Below are 16,040 nucleotides of genomic sequence, written 5' to 3' on the forward strand. Positions count from 1 at the left end.
AGTCGGCCATGCGGGCCGCATGCCCGCTGCAAGAAAACCTCCTAAATCCCACGAAGAAACGCCGCCCCTTGCCAAAACAAGCGGCACGCCTTGAAAAAAGTTGAGGCTTCTCCCTCCGGGAGATCGGCGCAAGTCTCGCACCCAAGGGCGTTCATTGACGTGTCCAAACTTGGGGGTATTCAGGATGTCGTTTCGTTTCAGGGCAATTGCAGCAACGGCGCTGTCACTTGCCACGCTGGCCACCGGTGGCCTGGCTTTCGCGGCGGATCTGCCGGTCAAGGCTGCCAAGAAGGCGGCGGATCTCCCGTTCTTCCTGGTGATCGATAACCGCGTCACCTTCTCCTACATCTTCAACGCCTCGCAGCCCGGTGCATGGTCGTTCCGGCCGGATGGATCGATCGACAGCAAGACCACCAAGCAGGTTTACTCGTTCACGCATTTCGATCTCTGGGCATACGGCACGAACTTCTTCACCATCTCGATGTTCAAGTCCGACCACAATGACCCGTCTGCGCCCTGCACCAACGCGGGCACGATCTTCGGCGCGCCGGCAACGTGCGCCGGTGCAACGGAGATCTACGGACTGTTCCGCTCGACGTTCGGCTGGAATGAGCTCTTCGACACCAAGGCCTTCACCGCGGGGCCGCTTCACAACATCTCGTTCGAGGTTGGCATGGATGCCAACACGGAAAACCGGTATTTCGGCGCGGCCAAGCGCGACGTCGTCGGCGGTCTGCAGTTTGCGTTCGATCTGCCTTACAAGGGTTACATCAACGTCGCGCCGTTGGTGTACTGGGAGTTCGCCAATCACAACTCATTCAGCCAGTGCGGACTGTTCGGTGCGGGCGTTCCCGGCGTGACCTGTCTTGCAGACGGCAACACCTCGTTCAAGCCGACCTGGGCGGTCGAGGTCAATTACTACATGGATCTCGGCTTCCTCCCGCCGAACATGCAGTATTTCTCGATCAGCGGTCGCGCCGGCTGGTACGGCAAGAAGGGTACCGACACCCAGCCGCTTCCCTACAGCCCCGCGAACGGCGTCTACAACACGGCGGTCGAGTTGAATTCGGAGCCGATCCGGCTGACCTTCGATGCCTCGAAGGCCGCCTGGGGTGACAAATATTCGCACTTCGTGGACGTCTGGGTGGCTTACCGCTACTGGCAGAACAAGTTCGGTCTCGATCACAACCTTGCCGTCGGCTGTACCGCGGCGGTCGGTGGCCGGACGGTGAGCACGGGGTCGTGCACCGAATCCTCGCTCTACTCCGGTATCACCGTGAAGTTCTGACTGATTGACACGTGGCAGCCGTAGGGTGGGCAAAGCGAAGCGTGCCCACGACCTCTGCTGCCGTAGCAATCCGATGGTGGGCATGGCGCAAGGGCGCCTTTGCCCACCCTACAGATCCGAACTTGTGGTAACGCCTACTTCGTCCACACGCCGTCGTGCAGCGCTTCGGCTTCGTCCTCGAGCAGCGGACCAACGACCTCGGTTGGCCGCTGGCCGCTGGCAAAGACCTCGCGGCACGGCAGGTCGAGGGTCGGGTTGTCAGGATGGTTGCCGGTGACGCCGCGCAGGCGATGCTCGCTGAGCCCATAGACGACGCGGCCGATGCCGGCCCAGTAGATCGCGCCGGCGCACATCGCGCAGGGCTCTGCCGAGGAATAGAGCGTCGCTGTCGCCAGCACCTCGCGGCTGAGTGTGCGGCAGGCCTGGGTGGCCGCGAGACGTTCGGCATGCGCGGTGCCGTCATGATCCGGCATGTAGCCGTTCTCGGTCTCGATCAGCACCTTGCCGTCCGCATCGACGACGATGCAGCCGAACGGGTGGTTGCCATGGGTGAGGGAGCGGCGGGCGACCGCGAAGGACAAACGCAGCAACTGCTCGTCACGCTTCGATGTGCCGGCCATCAATCCTCCGCGGTCAGTGCCCCGCCATGCGCCGACCGATCGCGGCGAGACCGGCTTCGCCGGTTCGTCCTTCATACACGAATTCGCCGTGGAACATTCTCCACCAGCCGCCCCCGGCTTATTGACGGTATATTCCGGATAAGCGATTGAAAATATTGATTATACGGGCGGTTCGGGTCCTGATATTGGGTGAATGGTTGCCGCGCCTGTGCATGACCGGCGCGACGCAGCCTGCCGCGTACGCGCATTCATGCTAACCACGCGGCGGTTGGGACGGGCGCCGGTGCGTGATTTGCCGCCGAACGTGTACCGATGGTCGCCAGGACAGCCGCTGCCGCGGTCCAGAGAAGAGAAAGCTCGTCGAGATGGGTGCCGCCAACGCCGTTCAAAATGCATCGCTCGGCGAAGAGATCGTGCGTCGGATCAACGATCTGGCTGCGATCTCGGAAGCAGGCGACAACCTCACCCGCATCTATCTCACCAAGGAGTTGCGCAAGGCAGCGGACCTCCTCCTGAGCTGGATGCGCGGGGCCGGCATGAGCGCGCGCCTTGACGCGATCGGCAATGTCTGCGGCCGCTACGAAGGCGAGCGGCCCGGCGCGCCCTGCCTGATGCTCGGGTCGCACTACGACACCGTACGCGATGCCGGCAAATGGGACGGGCCGTTGGGGGTGATCACGGCCATCGCCTGCGTTGCCGATCTCAATCGCCGTGGCAAGCGCCTGCCGTTCGCGATCGAGATCGTCGGCTTTGCCGATGAGGAGGGCGTGCGCTTCGCTTCGACCTTGCTCGGCAGCCGTGCGGTGGCCGGCACCTTCGACGAGAGTGTGTTGAATGTGCGCGACCGCGATGGCGTGTCGATGCGCGATGCGCTCGTACAGTTCGGCCTCGATCCCGATCATATCGGAGCAGCCGAGCGGACACGGCGCGAGCTGCTTGCCTATCTCGAATTGCACATCGAGCAGGGGCCGGTGCTGGAAGCGCAGGACCTGCCTGTCGGTGTCGTCACCGCGATTGCCGGTGCCACGCGGCTTGCCGCGCGGCTGACCGGCATGGCGGGGCACGCCGGTACCGTGCCGATGGCGCTGCGCCGCGATGCGCTCACGGGTGCGGCCGAGTGCATCGGCGCGATCGAGCAGTTTTGCCGCACCGACGAGAGTGGTCTGGTCGGCACCGTCGGCTACATCCAGGCGAGGCCCGGGGCGACCAACGTCATTCCGGGCGAGGTGTCGTTCACCATCGACATGCGCGCGCCGACCGATATGCACCGCAAGCGCGCGGTCGCCGATATCGTCCGCCAGATCGAGGCGATCGCCAAGCGCCGGCACCTGGCCCTTCAGCTCGACGTCACCCACGAGAACCGCACCGCGCCTTGCGCGCCGTGGCTCAAGGAGCAGATCGCGCGGGCGATCGGAGCTGAGGGGTTCTCCGTGTTCGAGCTGCCGAGCGGAGCGGGGCATGACGGCATGGCCATGATCGACATCGCCGATGTCGGCATGATCTTCGTCCGCTGCCGCGGCGGCATCAGCCACCACCCGGACGAGCATGTGGAGCTCGCCGACGCCGACGCCGGTGCGCGGGTGCTGCTGCGGGTGATCGAGAATTTCAGGCCGCGGGAAGGCTAGGCTGAAGAAGCCCCGCCGGAAGCCGACACACGTCATCTGGACGAAATACGAATCAGCCATGCTTCGGATGGTGGCCGCACCATCGGAGTGACCTTAGCCACATATGAATAGCGATATCTCGTTGCCCTCAGATCACGGAAACCGATTTTACCAAGGCGTGGCCGCGACCTTTTTCGCCAACGCCCTCCAGGCGGTCAATTTTCTCGGTGATCGATTCCTGAGGAAGTCGCACCATTCGTTGTCGGCCATCGAGGACCTTTACCGGCACTCGATGGACAGCGCGTTTTCGGTCACCGAGGCCTTCCTCGTCACGGGCGCGCCGCACGCATCCGCCTATTATCCCCGTGACTTCGCCTGGTTCTACCCTGATGTTCTCGACCCCGAGACCATCATGGATGCGCAGGACGCAGTGCGGCGGGCCCGGCTGCTCGACAAGAGCATCCGTCTGTTGCTGGAGGCGGTTCGCGCCGACGTCGTCACGACGACCATCGTCCCGGCGGGGCGCGGTCGGTACCTCGGCGTAAACTATTTCTCGCGGCCCTCGGATACGCTGCTCGGCATTCTGGCCGGCCTGCAGCAGATGATCTCGGCCGATCAGAGGGCTCCGTCCTATCTGGCGATGTCGCAATGCGCGCATGCCGGCCGCCTGCTGCTGGCAGAATATGGCGGCGACCTGAAGCGTGCGATCCTCCAGCTCGCAAGCGAGCTCGAGCCGTTCGACGATGACGGCACCAGGTATTTGTTGTGTGATGCCCGCGGCCCTCGCTCCGCTGCAACGGATACCCGTGCGGAACGCAGGCGCTTTGTCACCAATGCTTGCGTCTACACGACCTTCGTGTGGAGCGTGCAGCTCGGCATCGTCGACGAGAGCGAGCTAAAGCGGCTGCTTGGACGCGGCCTCGCGCAGTACAAGAAAGACCTGCTCCATCTGTTCGGCAAAGACGGCTACATCAGGCATTCCCTGGATGGTCCGAAGGGCCCGCCGGTGTCCTCGGTTGCGCTGGACTTCGTCGGCGTGCATCGCGGCTTTTGGGACATGACCGATGCCGGCGAACGTGCACTGTTCGCGGCCACGGCGGATCTGATCATTGCGGAGCCGCGCTTCCGCATACCCTCTACGTTCCACTTCCTGGTGTCAGCGGATAATCCGCGGAACAAGATCATCCACAAGATTGCGGCCCCCGCCTATCAGGGGCGCTCATCCTGGCCGACGTTCAACGTCGAGTTCGCGGACCGGATGCTCGATTACGACGAGGTCACCGGCGGTGATCGCTACCGGGCCTGCGCGCAAGGCATATTGAAGGACATTCGCACCGCGACCGAAGTACACGGCGGATATCAAGAGCTGATCTCGGAACAGGGGCTGAAGTATCGCACCTGGGCCTACAAGGGCGCCGTGGCCCATTCCTGGTTTCCGCGCTTCCTGTCGGTCTGGAGGAGAGCGTATGGAACGCCGCTCCTCCAATGGAATGACTGATCCGTAGGGCGCTATCCCGCCGTCACGTCCACCAGCTCGCCGCCCTCCAGCACCTTGGCCGCCTTGGTGCGATCGAGATCGCCTTCCCAGGCCGCGACCACGACGGTCGCCACGCAATTGCCGACGAGGTTGCCGAGTGCGCGGGCCATGCCGATGAACCAGTCGACCGACAACACCAGCACGAGGCCGATTGCAGGAATGCTCGGCACCGCATTGAGCGTCGCGGCCAGGATCACGATGGCCGAACCCGGCACGCCATGCGCGCCCTTCGAGGTGATCAGGGAGACGCCGAGAACCAGCAGGAGATCGCCGAAGGACAGCGGCGTGTTGGTCGCCTGCGCGATGAAGACGACGGCCAGCGTCAGATAGATCGAGAAGGCGTCGAGGTTGAAGGAATAACCGGTCGGGATCACGAGACCGACCACGGAATCCTTCACGCCCATCCGCTCCAGCTTCTTCATGATCTGCGGCAGCACGGCATCGGAGGAGGCGGTCGCGAGCACGATGGTCAGCTCTTCGCGCAGGTAGGCGAGGAATTTGAGGATGTTGAGTCCGGCGAGCGCCATCACGCCGCCGAGCACGCCCAGCACGAAGATGCCGACCGAGACGTAGAACAGCATCACCAGCGACACGAGCTGCTTCAGCGAGCCGACGCCGTATTTGCCGACGGTGTAGGCGACCGCGCCGAGCACGCCGAGCGGGGCAACGCGGACGATCAGCCCCATGACGCGGAACAGCACGGTGGAAGCCGCATCGATCATGCTGGTGACGAGCTTACCCTTCTCGCCGCCGACGAGCGCGAGGCCGACGCCGAACAGGACCGCGAAGAACAGCACCTGGAGCACGTCGTTGCGCGACAGCGCATCGAAGGAGGTGGTCGGGATCACGTTCATCAGAAAGGCGCCGATGCCGCCGCCTGACAGCTTGTGGGCGTTGTCGGCGTAGGTGTTGAGCGCCTTGGCATCCAGCGTCGAGGGATCGATGTTCATGCCGTGGCCGGGGCCGAAGAGATAAGCGAGCAACAGGCCGACGACGAGTGCAACGGTCGTCATGATCTCGAAATAGACCAGCGCCTTGACGCCGACCCGGCCGACCTTCTTGAGGTCGCCGGCGCCGGCAATGCCGTGCACGACGACGCAGAACACGATCGGCGCCACGATCATCGAGATCAGCTTCAGGAAGGCGTCGCTGAGGATCTTGAGCCCGATCGCGAAATCCGGGACGGCCATGCCCAGGATGACGCCAAGCACCAGCGCGGCCAGGACCTGGACGAACAGCGAGGTGTAGAGCGGCTTCGGCTCGGCGGCGGGTGCCGCGGTGATGGTCGACATGGTGGATTCCCCCGGTTTGACGCGACGTGGACGTCAAACAGGAGCAACAACCGTGCCAGATTGTCGCGGGGGTCCGGAAAGCGACGCTGGACATCGCTCTGATATCGCGGGGGCGACGCAACGCTTCTTGGGTCGTGCGCTGTGTCGGGAGCGCGGGACCTGCGGTCAGCCGTTATGCCTTCGCCGAAACGAAAGGCATCGTCATGCCGCAAGATCCAGCAGCCGGCATGATCCGCGCACGAGCGCCTTGCGTCCGGTGGGCGTCATCACGGGTACGCCGTCATTGACGACAACGAGGCCGAACTTGACCAGACTTTCGATAAGATAGGCCTTGGAGAGGCGACCGCCCGACACGGGGTTGCGAAGTGTGCGCAGAGCTTCCCACTGGTCCGGCGAAAGATCGAAGTCGACGTCGTTGCTCATGTTGCCTCAAGCGATAGTACCATTCGCGCGCCTCTGTTAGCGGCGCTGCATGAAGACCATGCGACGACAATGAGTCGGGAATTCGGTGCGCAGTTTAGAACCTCTCTTCACGAATTGCCGCACTTCATTGCGCCACAAGAGTAAAGATCGTTCGACCGCGAATATCGTCCCGAGCTTCGATCACATATTGATGATTTTGGATTGATGTTGCACTGCAAGTTGCCGCGACGCACGGGAAACGCTGCTGTCCCATTCTGCGTCGCAATATGCACAGAAATCGTGAGGCGAAAGGTTGAGGACTCTGTTACGGTGATTCCCGGGGAATGACTTCACGCTGCAGGAGTGGAGTGCATGAACAGGCTTGTCGAAATTCGCAGTCAGGAATCCCTGTGCCGGGAGCGTGCCGCGCTCGATTTCAATCGCCGGGTTTTTTGGCTCGCGCAAGCCGAGGAATGGGAGCAGCGCGCGCTCGACGAAATTGCCTATCACTTCCGGGAGTGTAATATCGGCCAGGCCGAGCTTGCGCGGAGCTGACGTTAGCCGCGGGCAAAACCTACTGATAAGCCGCCACGATATCTGACACCGCGCGCTCGAGCTGCTGCGCGGTGGCGCATTGGCGCACGACCGTACAGAAGGTCGCATAGCGCGGCATCTCGGAATCACCAAAGCCCCAGGCGAGCCGTCCTTCGGGATTGAGCCAGACCAGCCGCTTCGAGCGTTCGGAGATGCGGCGCAGGATGTCGGCACGCGGATCGAGATTGTTGCTGCGGGCATCGCCGAGCACGATCACCGTGGTTTGCGGCGTCAGCGTGCTCATGAAGTCCTTTTCGAAATCGACCAGCGAAGAGCCGTAATCGGACGAGCCGAAGCCGACCTTGGACATGATCTCGGCCATCGCCTCTTCCGGCGATTTCTTTTCCAGGATCTCGCTGACCTCGATCATGTGCGAGGAGAAGGCGAAGGAGCGGACGTCGTCGACCACCTCGTGCAGCGAGTGGATCAGCAGCAGGAAGAAATCGGAGACTTGCGCGACCGAGCCGGAGACGTCGCATAGTGCCACGATCTTCGGCCGGTCACGATGCTTGCGCTTCCATGCGGTGAGGAAGGGCACGCCGCCCCACGCCGCGTTGCGGCGGAGTGTGCGGCGGACGTCGAGATGACCGCGGCGCTGGCGCTTGCGGGGTTTCGAGTAGCGCTCGCGCAGACGCCGCGCGATCTGGCGGATGAGGGCGCGCATCTCCGCGACCTGGCGCCGCTCGATGCGGGCGAGCGGCGCGTTGCGCAGGATCTCGTTGCGGAGATTCTCGGCCTCCTCGCGGGCGTAGAGCGCAAGCCCCTGCGAGACGGTGTCGCGCACGGCTTCGCGCAAGGCGTCGAGCGCGGCGCGCAGACGTTCGGCCAGTGCCGGGTTGCTCGCAGTCAGCGCGTCGAGATCATCGCGCAGGCGCTGGAGGCCCATGGCGTCGAGGATGCGGCTGGAAAAGATCCCGCGCTGGGTGGAATAGCGGATGTCCGACAGGGAGGCGGCGCCGGACGCGCCGGCGATGGCGGCTGCGATCGCATTGCGGTCCTGCGACAGCAGCATCTGCGCCAGCGGACCCAGACTCTCAGGAGGCTGACCTTCACCCGCCTCGCTGGCCGAGCTGGAGGAGGGCGACTGATCTACGTCCTGCGAGGCGCTCTCCTCGCTGTTGGCTTCGGTCTGATCCTGTCGCGGCTCCGGCTGGCTGAAGAACAGATCAAAGCAGTCGCCGAGCGCGAGCTTCTCGTCCTGCGATTTGGCGAGCGTCAGCAGCAGCGCATCGCGCAGGACGGCGCGGTCGGAGATGCCGACCTGTGCGACCGCACGCATTGCATCGATGCTTTCGGCAGGCGAGACGTGAACGCCGACGCCGCGTGCTGCCCGAAAGAAACGATGGAGGTTCTCGCGCATCGGCGTCAACCGAAGACGTTGGACCGGGCCGCCTTGGCAATGAAGGTCGTCACCTGCGGCGATGCGGCCTCGATGTCGGCTTCGTATTTCAGGAGCACGTTGAGCGTGTCCTTGACGATCTCGGTGTCGAGTTCCGTGGCCTGGAGCAGCACCAGCACGCGCGCCCAGTCGATGGTCTCGCTGACCGAGGGCAGCTTCTTCAGATCGAGCGAGCGGATTTCGTGGATAAAGCCGACCATCTGCCGGCGCAGCGCCTGCGCGATGCCGGGCACCCGGCTTTCGACGATACGCTCCTCGAGCCGCTGCTCGGGGAAGCCGATATGCAGATGCAGGCAGCGCCGCTTGAGGGCATCGCCGAGGTCACGCTCGCTGTTGGAGGTGAGGATCACCGTCGGCGGTGTGATCGCCGAGACGGTGCCGAGCTCGGGGATCGTGACCTGGAAATCGGACAGGATCTCCAGCAGCAGCGATTCGAATTCCGCGTCCGACTTGTCGATCTCGTCGATCAGGAGCACGCAGCCGCCGGGCTGTTCCAGCGCCTGCAGCAGGGGGCGCGGCTCGACGAATTCCTTGGAGAAGAACACGTCGCCGAAATCGTGCAGTTGGTCGAGCGCGGCATGCAGCGTCTGGGCGCCGCCGAGGACCTCGCCGAGCTTGTCCTTGAGGATCTGCGTATAGAGAAGCTGCTTGGCGTATTTCCACTCGTAGAGCGCCTTGGCCTCGTCGAGACCCTCGTAGCATTGCAGGCGGATCATCTTCATGCCGCGCCAGGCGGCGATCGCCTTGGCAAGCTCGGTCTTGCCGACGCCCGCAGGGCCCTCGACCAGGATCGGCTTCTCGATCTGCTGCGACAAATAGACGGCGGTCGCGATCTGCCGGCTCGCGATGTAGCCCTGCGCGGCGAGGCCGCTCTCCACTGCCTCGATCGAGGTCGAGGCCTTCTGATCAGCCACGAAAGGGCGCTCCCAAAGGTCTTGCTTGAGGCTTGTTCTGCCTGCGTTCCCGGCAAAGAACAAGCCTCGTTTGGGAGGCATCAGACCCGCACGGACGGCGCTTTTTCCGCTCGACGCAAATACGTGTCGGCGCGGATATTTGCCGGCTCGCCGTTCGCGCGATCAGTGCCGCAGCAGCTCCGGCTTGCGGATCGTCTGTCTGACCTCGGCGCCGCAATCGGCGCATTCATAGACAAAGTCGATCTTGGCGAGGCTCCAATGCGGTTCGACCTCGCGCACATACATCGGCAGGAACCCCATGCACGTCGGGCAATTCACAGGCGCGATCTCGATGTCCTGATGATGCTGTACATAAGCTGGCATCTCGGCTCTCCTTCGCAGGCGACAACCAAACCCCGCGCAGAAGCTACTGCCGGCCGCTCCAGGCGCATCATCAACTCTTTCGAACGGAGATGGAACGGCGGACGTTTCTCGCGCGCTGTGACATTCTTGTTACGTGTCTGTACTGTAACGGGCGGACCGAATGCCTATTTCTGCGGCCAATCCGGTTTTTTCGGCCCTCAACCAACGATAAGGGAGCAACGCCCATGACGCATGCCATTCGTTTTCACAAGACCGGCGGTCCGGAAGTCCTGGTCTGGGAGGAGGTCAGCGTCGGAAAGCCCGGGCCGGGGGAAGCGCGCATCCGCCACACCGCCGTCGGCCTCAATTTCGTCGACATCTACAACCGCTCCGGCTTGTATCCGGCGCAACTGCCGAGCGGGCTTGGCAGCGAGGCGGCCGGAATCGTCGAGGAGGTCGGGCCCGGTGTCACCGATCTGAAGCCGGGCGATCGTGTCGCTTATGGCGCCTCGCCGCTCGGCGCCTATTCCGAGGCGCGGCTGATCCCCGCGGACCGCTTGCTGAAGCTGCCCGACGGGGTCGACGACAAGACCGCGGCGGCGATGATGCTGAAGGGCCTCACCACGCAATATCTGATCCGGCAGACCTATCGGGTGAAGGCCGGCGATACCATCCTGCTGCATGCCGCGGCCGGCGGCGTCGGTCTGATCCTGGGCCAGTGGGCCAAGCACCTCGGCGCGACCGTGATCGGCACCGTCAGCAACGACGAGAAGGCCAAGCTTGCCAAGGCGCATGGTTGCGACCACGTCATCATCTACACCCGCGAGGATTTCGTGAAGCGGGTCGACGAGATCACGGGCGGCAAGAAGGTCGCCGTGGTTTATGACTCCGTCGGCAAGGACACGTTCCTGAAATCGCTGGATTGCCTCGCCCCGCTCGGCGTCGCCGCGCTGTTCGGCCAATCCTCCGGTGCGGTCGAGCCGCTCAATCTCGGCCTCCTGGCCCAGAAAGGCTCGCTCTACGTCACCCGGCCGACTCTGTTCACCTACGCCGCCAAGCGCGAGAACCTCGTGGCGATGGCCGGCGAGTTGTTCGACGTCGTCAAGTCCGGTGCGGTCAAGATCGAGGTGCACCAGACCTATCCGTTGAAGGACGCCGCCAAGGCGCATGCCGATCTCGCCGCACGCAAGACCACGGGATCGACCGTTCTTCTGGTGTAAGGTCCGGGCCCGCGTCACGTCCGTTCATGCTTGCGCAGATCGTGGGCGTGATCGAGGCGAATTGCCTGGAGGTCGACGTCTTCGGGCGGGATCCGGGGCAGGGTGGCCTCGGTCAGGATCGCCTCGGTGACGTCTTCGACCGAACTCCCGGCGATCTCGTGGATGAACGAGACATTCCGGTATTCGCCCGAGGCGATGCGGGAGATGACCTCACGCCTCGTGATTTCGGGGTCGACGACCGCCTCGCGGCCTCGCCGTCCGTAGTCGATCATCACGACGAAATATTGCATCAAAACGACTCTGCCGCGCCCCATTGCGGGCGCGCGGCAGATTATTTCCGAAAAACAGAATCAAGTCAAGGGCGATTTCGAAAAAGCGAAATCGCCGGCCGTGCGAGGCCTTACTTGCCCTTCTTGCGGGGGCGCGCCGACTTGGCGCGCAGCCGCTCGAGCTGGCCCTTGGGCATGGAAAGGCAGATCTCACCCACCCAATCGAGCTTCACGCCGACGATCGGCTTGGCGTTGAAGCTGGTGAGATTGACGAGGGACGGGCTTTTCCCCCGCTCGATCGTTTTCAGATAGCGTTCGCCGGTCTTGAGCCGGACGACGGCCTCTTCGCCGTAGAAACTCGACAGCGGATGGCGCTGATCCTTGTAGACCACGATCACGTCGCCGCTCTCGTATTTGGGCAGCATCGAATCACCCACGATCTCGAAGGCGACAGTCTCTTCCATGATCGGGAAGGGCAGCGCGATGTCGCCGAGACCCTCCGGGGGGACCTGCTCGTAATCCGGCTCGATCACGGCGCCGGCACCGACGCGGCCCATGATCGGCGCGAGATTGAGCTCGAGATATTCCATGATCGGAATGATCTCCGAGGCCTTCACCAGGCGTTCGCCGCCGAGGATCTCCGAGACCGCGCCGGGTCGCACGCCCATGGCCGCCGCGAGGCCGCCCTTGCTCTTGCCCGTCTTCTCCAGGCCCCGCTCGATCATTGCAACGTCCAACATGGTGATTCCCTCGATTACCCATCGTCTCGCTCTTCTAATCCGAAATTCGGAATTATTGCAATTATGAATATCAGAATTATCGCTTGACTTTGGCTTCGGAATACCGGAATGTCCGTTTCGCCCCCGGTCGTGCGGTCGGAGGAGGCGCATCACAGGACAGCAGCATGGAACCGGGCCATTGGCCGTCGGAGCATTCCGACGCGCTTCGCGACTATTTTCTCAAAGGCATGTCTTATGCGGAGATCGGAAGACAGATTAACGCAAGGTTTGGAACGGCTTACACGCGCAATGCGGTGATCGGCCGCGCCAAGCGGCTCGGGCTCGTCATACCGGAATGGATCGTGAGCCCATCGGTCGCGCCATATTTGCCCGGTGAAGCTCCGGTTTCGCCGCGCCGCGCGGTGCTACCGAATCTGAGCGTGCCGCCGAAGTCCGCAGTGAAGCCTGCGGTGCAGGTGAAGCTGCGCTGCGTCGGCGTTCAGCCGCGCCTGATCCAACTGGTGGACCTCGATCCGGCCGACTGCCGCTACCCCTATGGCGGCGACAAGGACGGGGAGGAGATCGGCTTCTGCGGCCATCCGCGCCAGCCGGGCTCCAGCTATTGCGCGCCGCATGCGGGCCTGACGCGTCGCTCCAAGGCGGCGTCCGCCCGTGTCCCCGGTCCGGTCGTGCTGAAGCTGGTCTTCGCGGCCTGAACTCTCACCCGTTCCATCGTCAATTTCGCAAGGAGTATCCAAGTGGCTCGTGCACGACGCAACAAGTCCTACAAATTGGCGCAGATCTACGACCGGCGGTCCCGCGACGTGCCGTTCAATGCCGAAGTGGCGGAGGTCGAGGTCGACAATCCGCTGGCGCTCGATGCCGGTGAGAAGATCGTGGCGATCCGGTCGATCCGCGGCGATCCGCTGGGACGGCTGCACGCACACCACCAGATCGACGAGGCGCAATATCTCGGCGGGCGCGCCTTCCAGAACGATTGGGAGAAAGCGGAGCGGGGCCCTCAGGCGATGGACCCGACCCGCGAATATGTCGATGGCGCGCGCACGCGCGAGCCGGTGACCGAGAGCCAGCGCCAGGCGGTGCTGCGGCTGAACCAGGTCGAGCGCGAACTCGGGACCGACGGCGCTGCGCTGGTGCACGACGTGCTGGTGCTGGGCCTGACCATGGATCAGATCGGGCAGCGTCGCGCCGTCCGTACGCAGCGCTGGAACGACTATTTCGCGCGACGCTTTCGCGAGTGCCTGGACCGGCTGGCACTGATTTACGGCTTTGCGACGGAAACGGGGAAACAGCAGGCAGGGCGGCGCAGATGACCATGGCATGCCCGCGGTTTTGGCCGCGGGCGTGCCGGTCTGCCGCTCACGGATGCGGTACGATCTGGTAGGGTGTCGTATAGGGCTCGACGCGGAGCGAGGCGTTCGCCAAAAGCCCGATCCTGGCGGTCGGTGCCTGCTGCAATTCGCCGTTCGGGCCGCGATGCACGTTATATTGCCAGACCGTGAGATCGCCCTTCTGCGCCAGCGCGTGCGCAACCGCGCTCGCATCATTGCCGCCGAGCGCCTGAAGCTCCTCCGCCGACAACCCGACCACGATTTCGTCCTTGACGGTGACGATCTTGAACAGGTTCATCTTGGTCTCCTGCGCCCATGCGCCTTGTATCGAGAGGGTGAAAAGCGCGACCGCGGCGCCCTTGATGAGATCGCAGCGAGAAAGCATGCCGTCGTCCTTTGGTGCTGAGGCGCGCCCGAATCGAAGAGTTTTCAGCCATGGCGCCCGTTGTCTGCGTGGCCGTGTCGCAACGGCTTGGTCGTTCGTTCATGGACAACGGTTCACGCGGAAACATATCCGGCTTGCGAGATCGATCGTTATTTCGCCGTTAATACAACCGCCGAGGCCGCACTCAACAATTACGTGTAGGCGCTGAGAAACTCATTCGCAGCCGAATGTCCGTCATCTCGGAAACAAGCGGAAACGTTATGCCGATTGATGGCGATCAAGGCTGTGTGTGTGATTGATGACGCTTCTTGACGCAGGTGGGTGACTGCGGTCGATATACCTGTTATCCGGAATTGCCGTGGTGCGATGCAGACGAAGCACCGCTATAGCTACTGTTGGGCTTGCCGGACGGGTTGTTTCTTGACATAATTGCAACCAATCGGTTGAGCTAGTCGTTTGGACATGTCGTTCGGCGTGCCAACTGCCGGGGCCCACCCGGCCGAGAGTTCGTCGCCATAGGTCCTGTTATGGCGTCTTGTTATGGCGTTCGGTTCTTGAGCGGGTCACGAAGCCGATGCTTGTCATAGGTGCGAGATGAAAAACTTCAATTTCGCGGCTGAACTGCACCTCAAGCTCGGCGCGCCCGCGAGCGGTACGGTCGAAAGCCTGCGCCTGCTCCGCGCGTTCCTGAAGCTCGCGCCACGACAGCGTTTCGAGGTCATCAAGCTGGTCGAAGACCTCGCCACCGAAGAGGTTCTGCCCGAGCACCCCTTGTCCTGAGCCCGGCCACGCGCCGGCCTTACGCCGTCTCTTTCATTTTCCCGTTCGTTTTCCCGCCGGAGCCGGACTGCCGGCGACGTTTCCACGCGGCTGGCCGCTGGAAGGCGATCCGGCAAGTGTGGTATTCAATTGGGAAAACGGGAGGAGTGCGACCATGATCGAACCGAAGCTCGAAGTTCCGGCCGAACTGCGCGACCTGGCCGAGAAGACAATTGATCAGGCGGAGAAAGCATTCGGCATGTTTTTCGACGCCGCCACCAAATCGATGTCGTCCGTTCCAGGACCGGGGACGGAGGTGTCGAAGCAGGCGCTGGTTTTCACTGAGCAGAACATGAAGTCGGCCTTCGAGCATGCGCGCAAGCTGGTTCATGCCACCGACCTTCAGGAAGCGATGCGAATCCAGTCCGATTTCCTGCGCAGCCAGTTCACCAGCGCCGGAGATCACATGCGCCAGATGACCGGCAGTCTCATGCAATCGGGCAAGGGGAAGTCCTGATTCTCTGAGTGCGCACCATAGGTCGATGACAGGCCACCGAACGACCACATTCGTCGTCCGTCATCGCTTCTGCTGATCCTTGCCGGTCCTCCGGCAGGGATTTGCATTTGCGGCAGCGTCGTGCCCGGCGCGCGACCAAAGCGCGATGCGATCACCATGTATCGCCATCGCGCTGTTCAAGCATGATCTTTTCGGAAAACCGTGCGCACTTTTCCGGATGACGCTTTAGCGCAGCGATGCGATGTAGGCCGCGATGTCGCCGGCTTCGGTCCGGCTCAGGGGAAAATTCGGCATCTTCGGGTGCGGATCAAGCAGGAAGAAGGCGAGCCTCTCCGGACTGAAGTCCGGCCTGCGCGCGACGGAGATAAAGGAGGGGACGTCGGCGCTCGCCTGGGTCTGGCCGTTCGCGACGACATGGCAGCTTGCGCACCAGCGCTTGGCGAGGTCGGCACCATGACCGGCGTCGGCCGCGAAAGCGGACGACGCGCCGAAGCTCGAGGTCACGGCAAGCAGCAGGCAAATTCGTCTTAAATGCTGGTGCATAGGGCAACCTTCATACATTGATTGGCGGCCACCATGCTTATCCGCAGCACGATCCCGGAAATTGCGAGAGATCAATGCGGGCGATGATCGACCGCAGCAGCTTGCGGACCGAACGATAGAAATGCCGTACGAAAGCCGGCATCCTCGCCGCGGGCAGGCCAAGATCTTTCGTAACGAGACTTCTCGTACCGAGACTTCTCGTATCGAGACCTTTCGCATCAAGACTTTCGATATAGTGCGACACGTGTCTCTCCGAGGCCATATCGCCCTTTTACCCCGGCGCC

Annotated in this window: 19 protein-coding genes; 9 read left to right on the forward strand and 10 right to left on the reverse strand. The window is 63.0% G+C overall.

Annotated features, from left to right (window positions below; genetic code table 11):
• The first annotated feature begins 184 nt into the window (after positions 1–184).
• Complete coding sequence (locus tag A3AS_RS0118995) at positions 185–1,288, forward strand: hypothetical protein (RefSeq protein WP_018319153.1); 1,104 nt, start codon at positions 185–187, stop codon at positions 1,286–1,288.
• 134 nt (positions 1,289–1,422) lie between these two features.
• Here the strand turns inward: A3AS_RS0118995 and A3AS_RS0119000 are convergent, their stop codons facing one another.
• Positions 1,423–1,908, reverse strand: a complete 486-nt coding sequence (locus A3AS_RS0119000) for a nucleoside deaminase (protein ID WP_026202133.1) — start codon at positions 1,906–1,908, stop codon at positions 1,423–1,425.
• 365 nt (positions 1,909–2,273) lie between these two features.
• Between A3AS_RS0119000 and A3AS_RS0119005 the strand changes: the two genes are divergently transcribed.
• Together A3AS_RS0119005 and A3AS_RS0119010 are read left to right on the forward strand one after the other, a co-directional pair.
• A complete protein-coding gene (locus A3AS_RS0119005) occupies positions 2,274–3,533 on the forward strand; it encodes an allantoate amidohydrolase (RefSeq protein ID WP_026202134.1) in 1,260 nt (419 codons plus the stop codon).
• Positions 3,534–3,636: 103 nt separating this feature from the next.
• Positions 3,637–5,010 (forward strand): hypothetical protein, encoded by a 1,374-nt coding sequence (locus A3AS_RS0119010; protein ID WP_018319156.1) that lies wholly within the window; start codon positions 3,637–3,639, stop codon positions 5,008–5,010.
• A gap of 11 nt (positions 5,011–5,021) precedes the next feature.
• On the opposite strand, the gene A3AS_RS0119015 is transcribed toward A3AS_RS0119010, so the two are convergent.
• Both A3AS_RS0119015 and A3AS_RS0119020 read right to left on the reverse strand, forming a co-directional pair.
• On the reverse strand, positions 5,022–6,341 hold the full coding sequence (locus A3AS_RS0119015) for a dicarboxylate/amino acid:cation symporter (RefSeq protein ID WP_018319157.1): 1,320 nt from the start codon (positions 6,339–6,341) through the stop codon (positions 5,022–5,024).
• 201 nt (positions 6,342–6,542) lie between these two features.
• Entirely contained in the window at positions 6,543–6,764 is a 222-nt protein-coding gene (locus tag A3AS_RS0119020) for a hypothetical protein (RefSeq protein ID WP_018319158.1), read from the reverse strand.
• A gap of 351 nt (positions 6,765–7,115) precedes the next feature.
• Between A3AS_RS0119020 and A3AS_RS0119025 the strand changes: the two genes are divergently transcribed.
• Complete coding sequence (locus tag A3AS_RS0119025) at positions 7,116–7,298, forward strand: hypothetical protein (protein ID WP_018319159.1); 183 nt, start codon at positions 7,116–7,118, stop codon at positions 7,296–7,298.
• 19 nt (positions 7,299–7,317) lie between these two features.
• On the opposite strand, the gene A3AS_RS0119030 is transcribed toward A3AS_RS0119025, so the two are convergent.
• The 3 genes from A3AS_RS0119030 to A3AS_RS0119040 all read right to left on the reverse strand — a co-directional run bounded on the left by A3AS_RS0119030 (position 7,318) and on the right by A3AS_RS0119040 (position 10,013).
• The gene (locus tag A3AS_RS0119030) at positions 7,318–8,697 is read right to left on the reverse strand and encodes a VWA domain-containing protein (protein ID WP_026202135.1); all 1,380 of its coding nucleotides are present in this window, start codon (positions 8,695–8,697) and stop codon (positions 7,318–7,320) included.
• Between the two features lie 5 nt (positions 8,698–8,702).
• Positions 8,703–9,650 (reverse strand): MoxR family ATPase, encoded by a 948-nt coding sequence (locus A3AS_RS0119035; RefSeq protein WP_026202136.1) that lies wholly within the window; start codon positions 9,648–9,650, stop codon positions 8,703–8,705.
• 162 nt (positions 9,651–9,812) lie between these two features.
• Entirely contained in the window at positions 9,813–10,013 is a 201-nt protein-coding gene (locus A3AS_RS0119040) for a hypothetical protein (protein WP_018319162.1), read from the reverse strand.
• Positions 10,014–10,237: 224 nt separating this feature from the next.
• Between A3AS_RS0119040 and A3AS_RS0119045 the strand changes: the two genes are divergently transcribed.
• Entirely contained in the window at positions 10,238–11,212 is a 975-nt protein-coding gene (locus A3AS_RS0119045) for a quinone oxidoreductase (protein WP_018319163.1), read from the forward strand.
• A 14-nt stretch (positions 11,213–11,226) separates the two neighbouring features.
• Here A3AS_RS0119045 and A3AS_RS0119050 read toward each other — a convergent pair whose 3' ends face one another.
• On the reverse strand, positions 11,227–11,502 hold the full coding sequence (locus A3AS_RS0119050) for a hypothetical protein (protein WP_018319164.1): 276 nt from the start codon (positions 11,500–11,502) through the stop codon (positions 11,227–11,229).
• A gap of 110 nt (positions 11,503–11,612) precedes the next feature.
• Complete coding sequence (locus A3AS_RS0119055; RefSeq protein WP_018319165.1) at positions 11,613–12,221, reverse strand: S24 family peptidase; 609 nt, start codon at positions 12,219–12,221, stop codon at positions 11,613–11,615.
• A gap of 164 nt (positions 12,222–12,385) precedes the next feature.
• Between A3AS_RS0119055 and A3AS_RS0119060 the strand changes: the two genes are divergently transcribed.
• Together A3AS_RS0119060 and A3AS_RS0119065 are read left to right on the forward strand one after the other, a co-directional pair.
• Entirely contained in the window at positions 12,386–12,916 is a 531-nt protein-coding gene (locus tag A3AS_RS0119060; protein ID WP_026202137.1) for a GcrA family cell cycle regulator, read from the forward strand.
• Positions 12,917–12,958: 42 nt separating this feature from the next.
• Positions 12,959–13,534 (forward strand): hypothetical protein, encoded by a 576-nt coding sequence (locus A3AS_RS0119065; RefSeq protein WP_018319167.1) that lies wholly within the window; start codon positions 12,959–12,961, stop codon positions 13,532–13,534.
• A 46-nt stretch (positions 13,535–13,580) separates the two neighbouring features.
• Here A3AS_RS0119065 and A3AS_RS0119070 read toward each other — a convergent pair whose 3' ends face one another.
• Complete coding sequence (locus A3AS_RS0119070; RefSeq protein ID WP_018319168.1) at positions 13,581–13,937, reverse strand: hypothetical protein; 357 nt, start codon at positions 13,935–13,937, stop codon at positions 13,581–13,583.
• A gap of 594 nt (positions 13,938–14,531) precedes the next feature.
• On the opposite strand from A3AS_RS0119070, the gene A3AS_RS0119075 reads away from it, so the two are divergent.
• A complete protein-coding gene (locus tag A3AS_RS0119075) occupies positions 14,532–14,717 on the forward strand; it encodes a hypothetical protein (RefSeq protein ID WP_018319169.1) in 186 nt (61 codons plus the stop codon).
• A 154-nt stretch (positions 14,718–14,871) separates the two neighbouring features.
• Complete coding sequence (locus tag A3AS_RS0119080; RefSeq protein ID WP_018319170.1) at positions 14,872–15,213, forward strand: phasin; 342 nt, start codon at positions 14,872–14,874, stop codon at positions 15,211–15,213.
• Positions 15,214–15,438: 225 nt separating this feature from the next.
• Here the strand turns inward: A3AS_RS0119080 and A3AS_RS0119085 are convergent, their stop codons facing one another.
• Entirely contained in the window at positions 15,439–15,756 is a 318-nt protein-coding gene (locus A3AS_RS0119085; protein ID WP_018319171.1) for a cytochrome c, read from the reverse strand.
• Positions 15,757–16,040 lie beyond the last annotated feature (284 nt).

The sequence above is a fragment of the Bradyrhizobium sp. WSM2793 genome (assembly GCF_000379585.1).
Classification (GTDB): domain Bacteria; phylum Pseudomonadota; class Alphaproteobacteria; order Rhizobiales; family Xanthobacteraceae; genus Bradyrhizobium.

Excerpts from the sequence above, each read along its gene's own strand:
- A3AS_RS0118995 (WP_018319153.1), top strand. The coding sequence starts at position 185 with ATGTCGTTTCGTTTCAGGGCAATTGCAGCAACGGCGCTGTCACTTGCC.
- A3AS_RS0119000 (WP_026202133.1), bottom strand. The coding sequence starts at position 1,908 with ATGGCCGGCACATCGAAGCGTGACGAGCAGTTGCTGCGTTTGTCCTTC.
- A3AS_RS0119005 (WP_026202134.1), top strand. The coding sequence starts at position 2,274 with ATGGGTGCCGCCAACGCCGTTCAAAATGCATCGCTCGGCGAAGAGATC.
- A3AS_RS0119010 (WP_018319156.1), top strand. The coding sequence starts at position 3,637 with ATGAATAGCGATATCTCGTTGCCCTCAGATCACGGAAACCGATTTTAC.
- A3AS_RS0119015 (WP_018319157.1), bottom strand. The coding sequence starts at position 6,341 with ATGTCGACCATCACCGCGGCACCCGCCGCCGAGCCGAAGCCGCTCTAC.
- A3AS_RS0119020 (WP_018319158.1), bottom strand. The coding sequence starts at position 6,764 with ATGAGCAACGACGTCGACTTCGATCTTTCGCCGGACCAGTGGGAAGCT.
- A3AS_RS0119025 (WP_018319159.1), top strand. The coding sequence starts at position 7,116 with ATGAACAGGCTTGTCGAAATTCGCAGTCAGGAATCCCTGTGCCGGGAG.
- A3AS_RS0119030 (WP_026202135.1), bottom strand. The coding sequence starts at position 8,697 with ATGCGCGAGAACCTCCATCGTTTCTTTCGGGCAGCACGCGGCGTCGGC.
- A3AS_RS0119040 (WP_018319162.1), bottom strand. The coding sequence starts at position 10,013 with ATGCCAGCTTATGTACAGCATCATCAGGACATCGAGATCGCGCCTGTG.
- A3AS_RS0119045 (WP_018319163.1), top strand. The coding sequence starts at position 10,238 with ATGACGCATGCCATTCGTTTTCACAAGACCGGCGGTCCGGAAGTCCTG.
- A3AS_RS0119050 (WP_018319164.1), bottom strand. The coding sequence starts at position 11,502 with ATGCAATATTTCGTCGTGATGATCGACTACGGACGGCGAGGCCGCGAG.
- A3AS_RS0119055 (WP_018319165.1), bottom strand. The coding sequence starts at position 12,221 with ATGTTGGACGTTGCAATGATCGAGCGGGGCCTGGAGAAGACGGGCAAG.
- A3AS_RS0119060 (WP_026202137.1), top strand. The coding sequence starts at position 12,386 with ATGGAACCGGGCCATTGGCCGTCGGAGCATTCCGACGCGCTTCGCGAC.
- A3AS_RS0119070 (WP_018319168.1), bottom strand. The coding sequence starts at position 13,937 with ATGCTTTCTCGCTGCGATCTCATCAAGGGCGCCGCGGTCGCGCTTTTC.
- A3AS_RS0119075 (WP_018319169.1), top strand. The coding sequence starts at position 14,532 with ATGAAAAACTTCAATTTCGCGGCTGAACTGCACCTCAAGCTCGGCGCG.
- A3AS_RS0119080 (WP_018319170.1), top strand. The coding sequence starts at position 14,872 with ATGATCGAACCGAAGCTCGAAGTTCCGGCCGAACTGCGCGACCTGGCC.
- A3AS_RS0119085 (WP_018319171.1), bottom strand. The coding sequence starts at position 15,756 with ATGCACCAGCATTTAAGACGAATTTGCCTGCTGCTTGCCGTGACCTCG.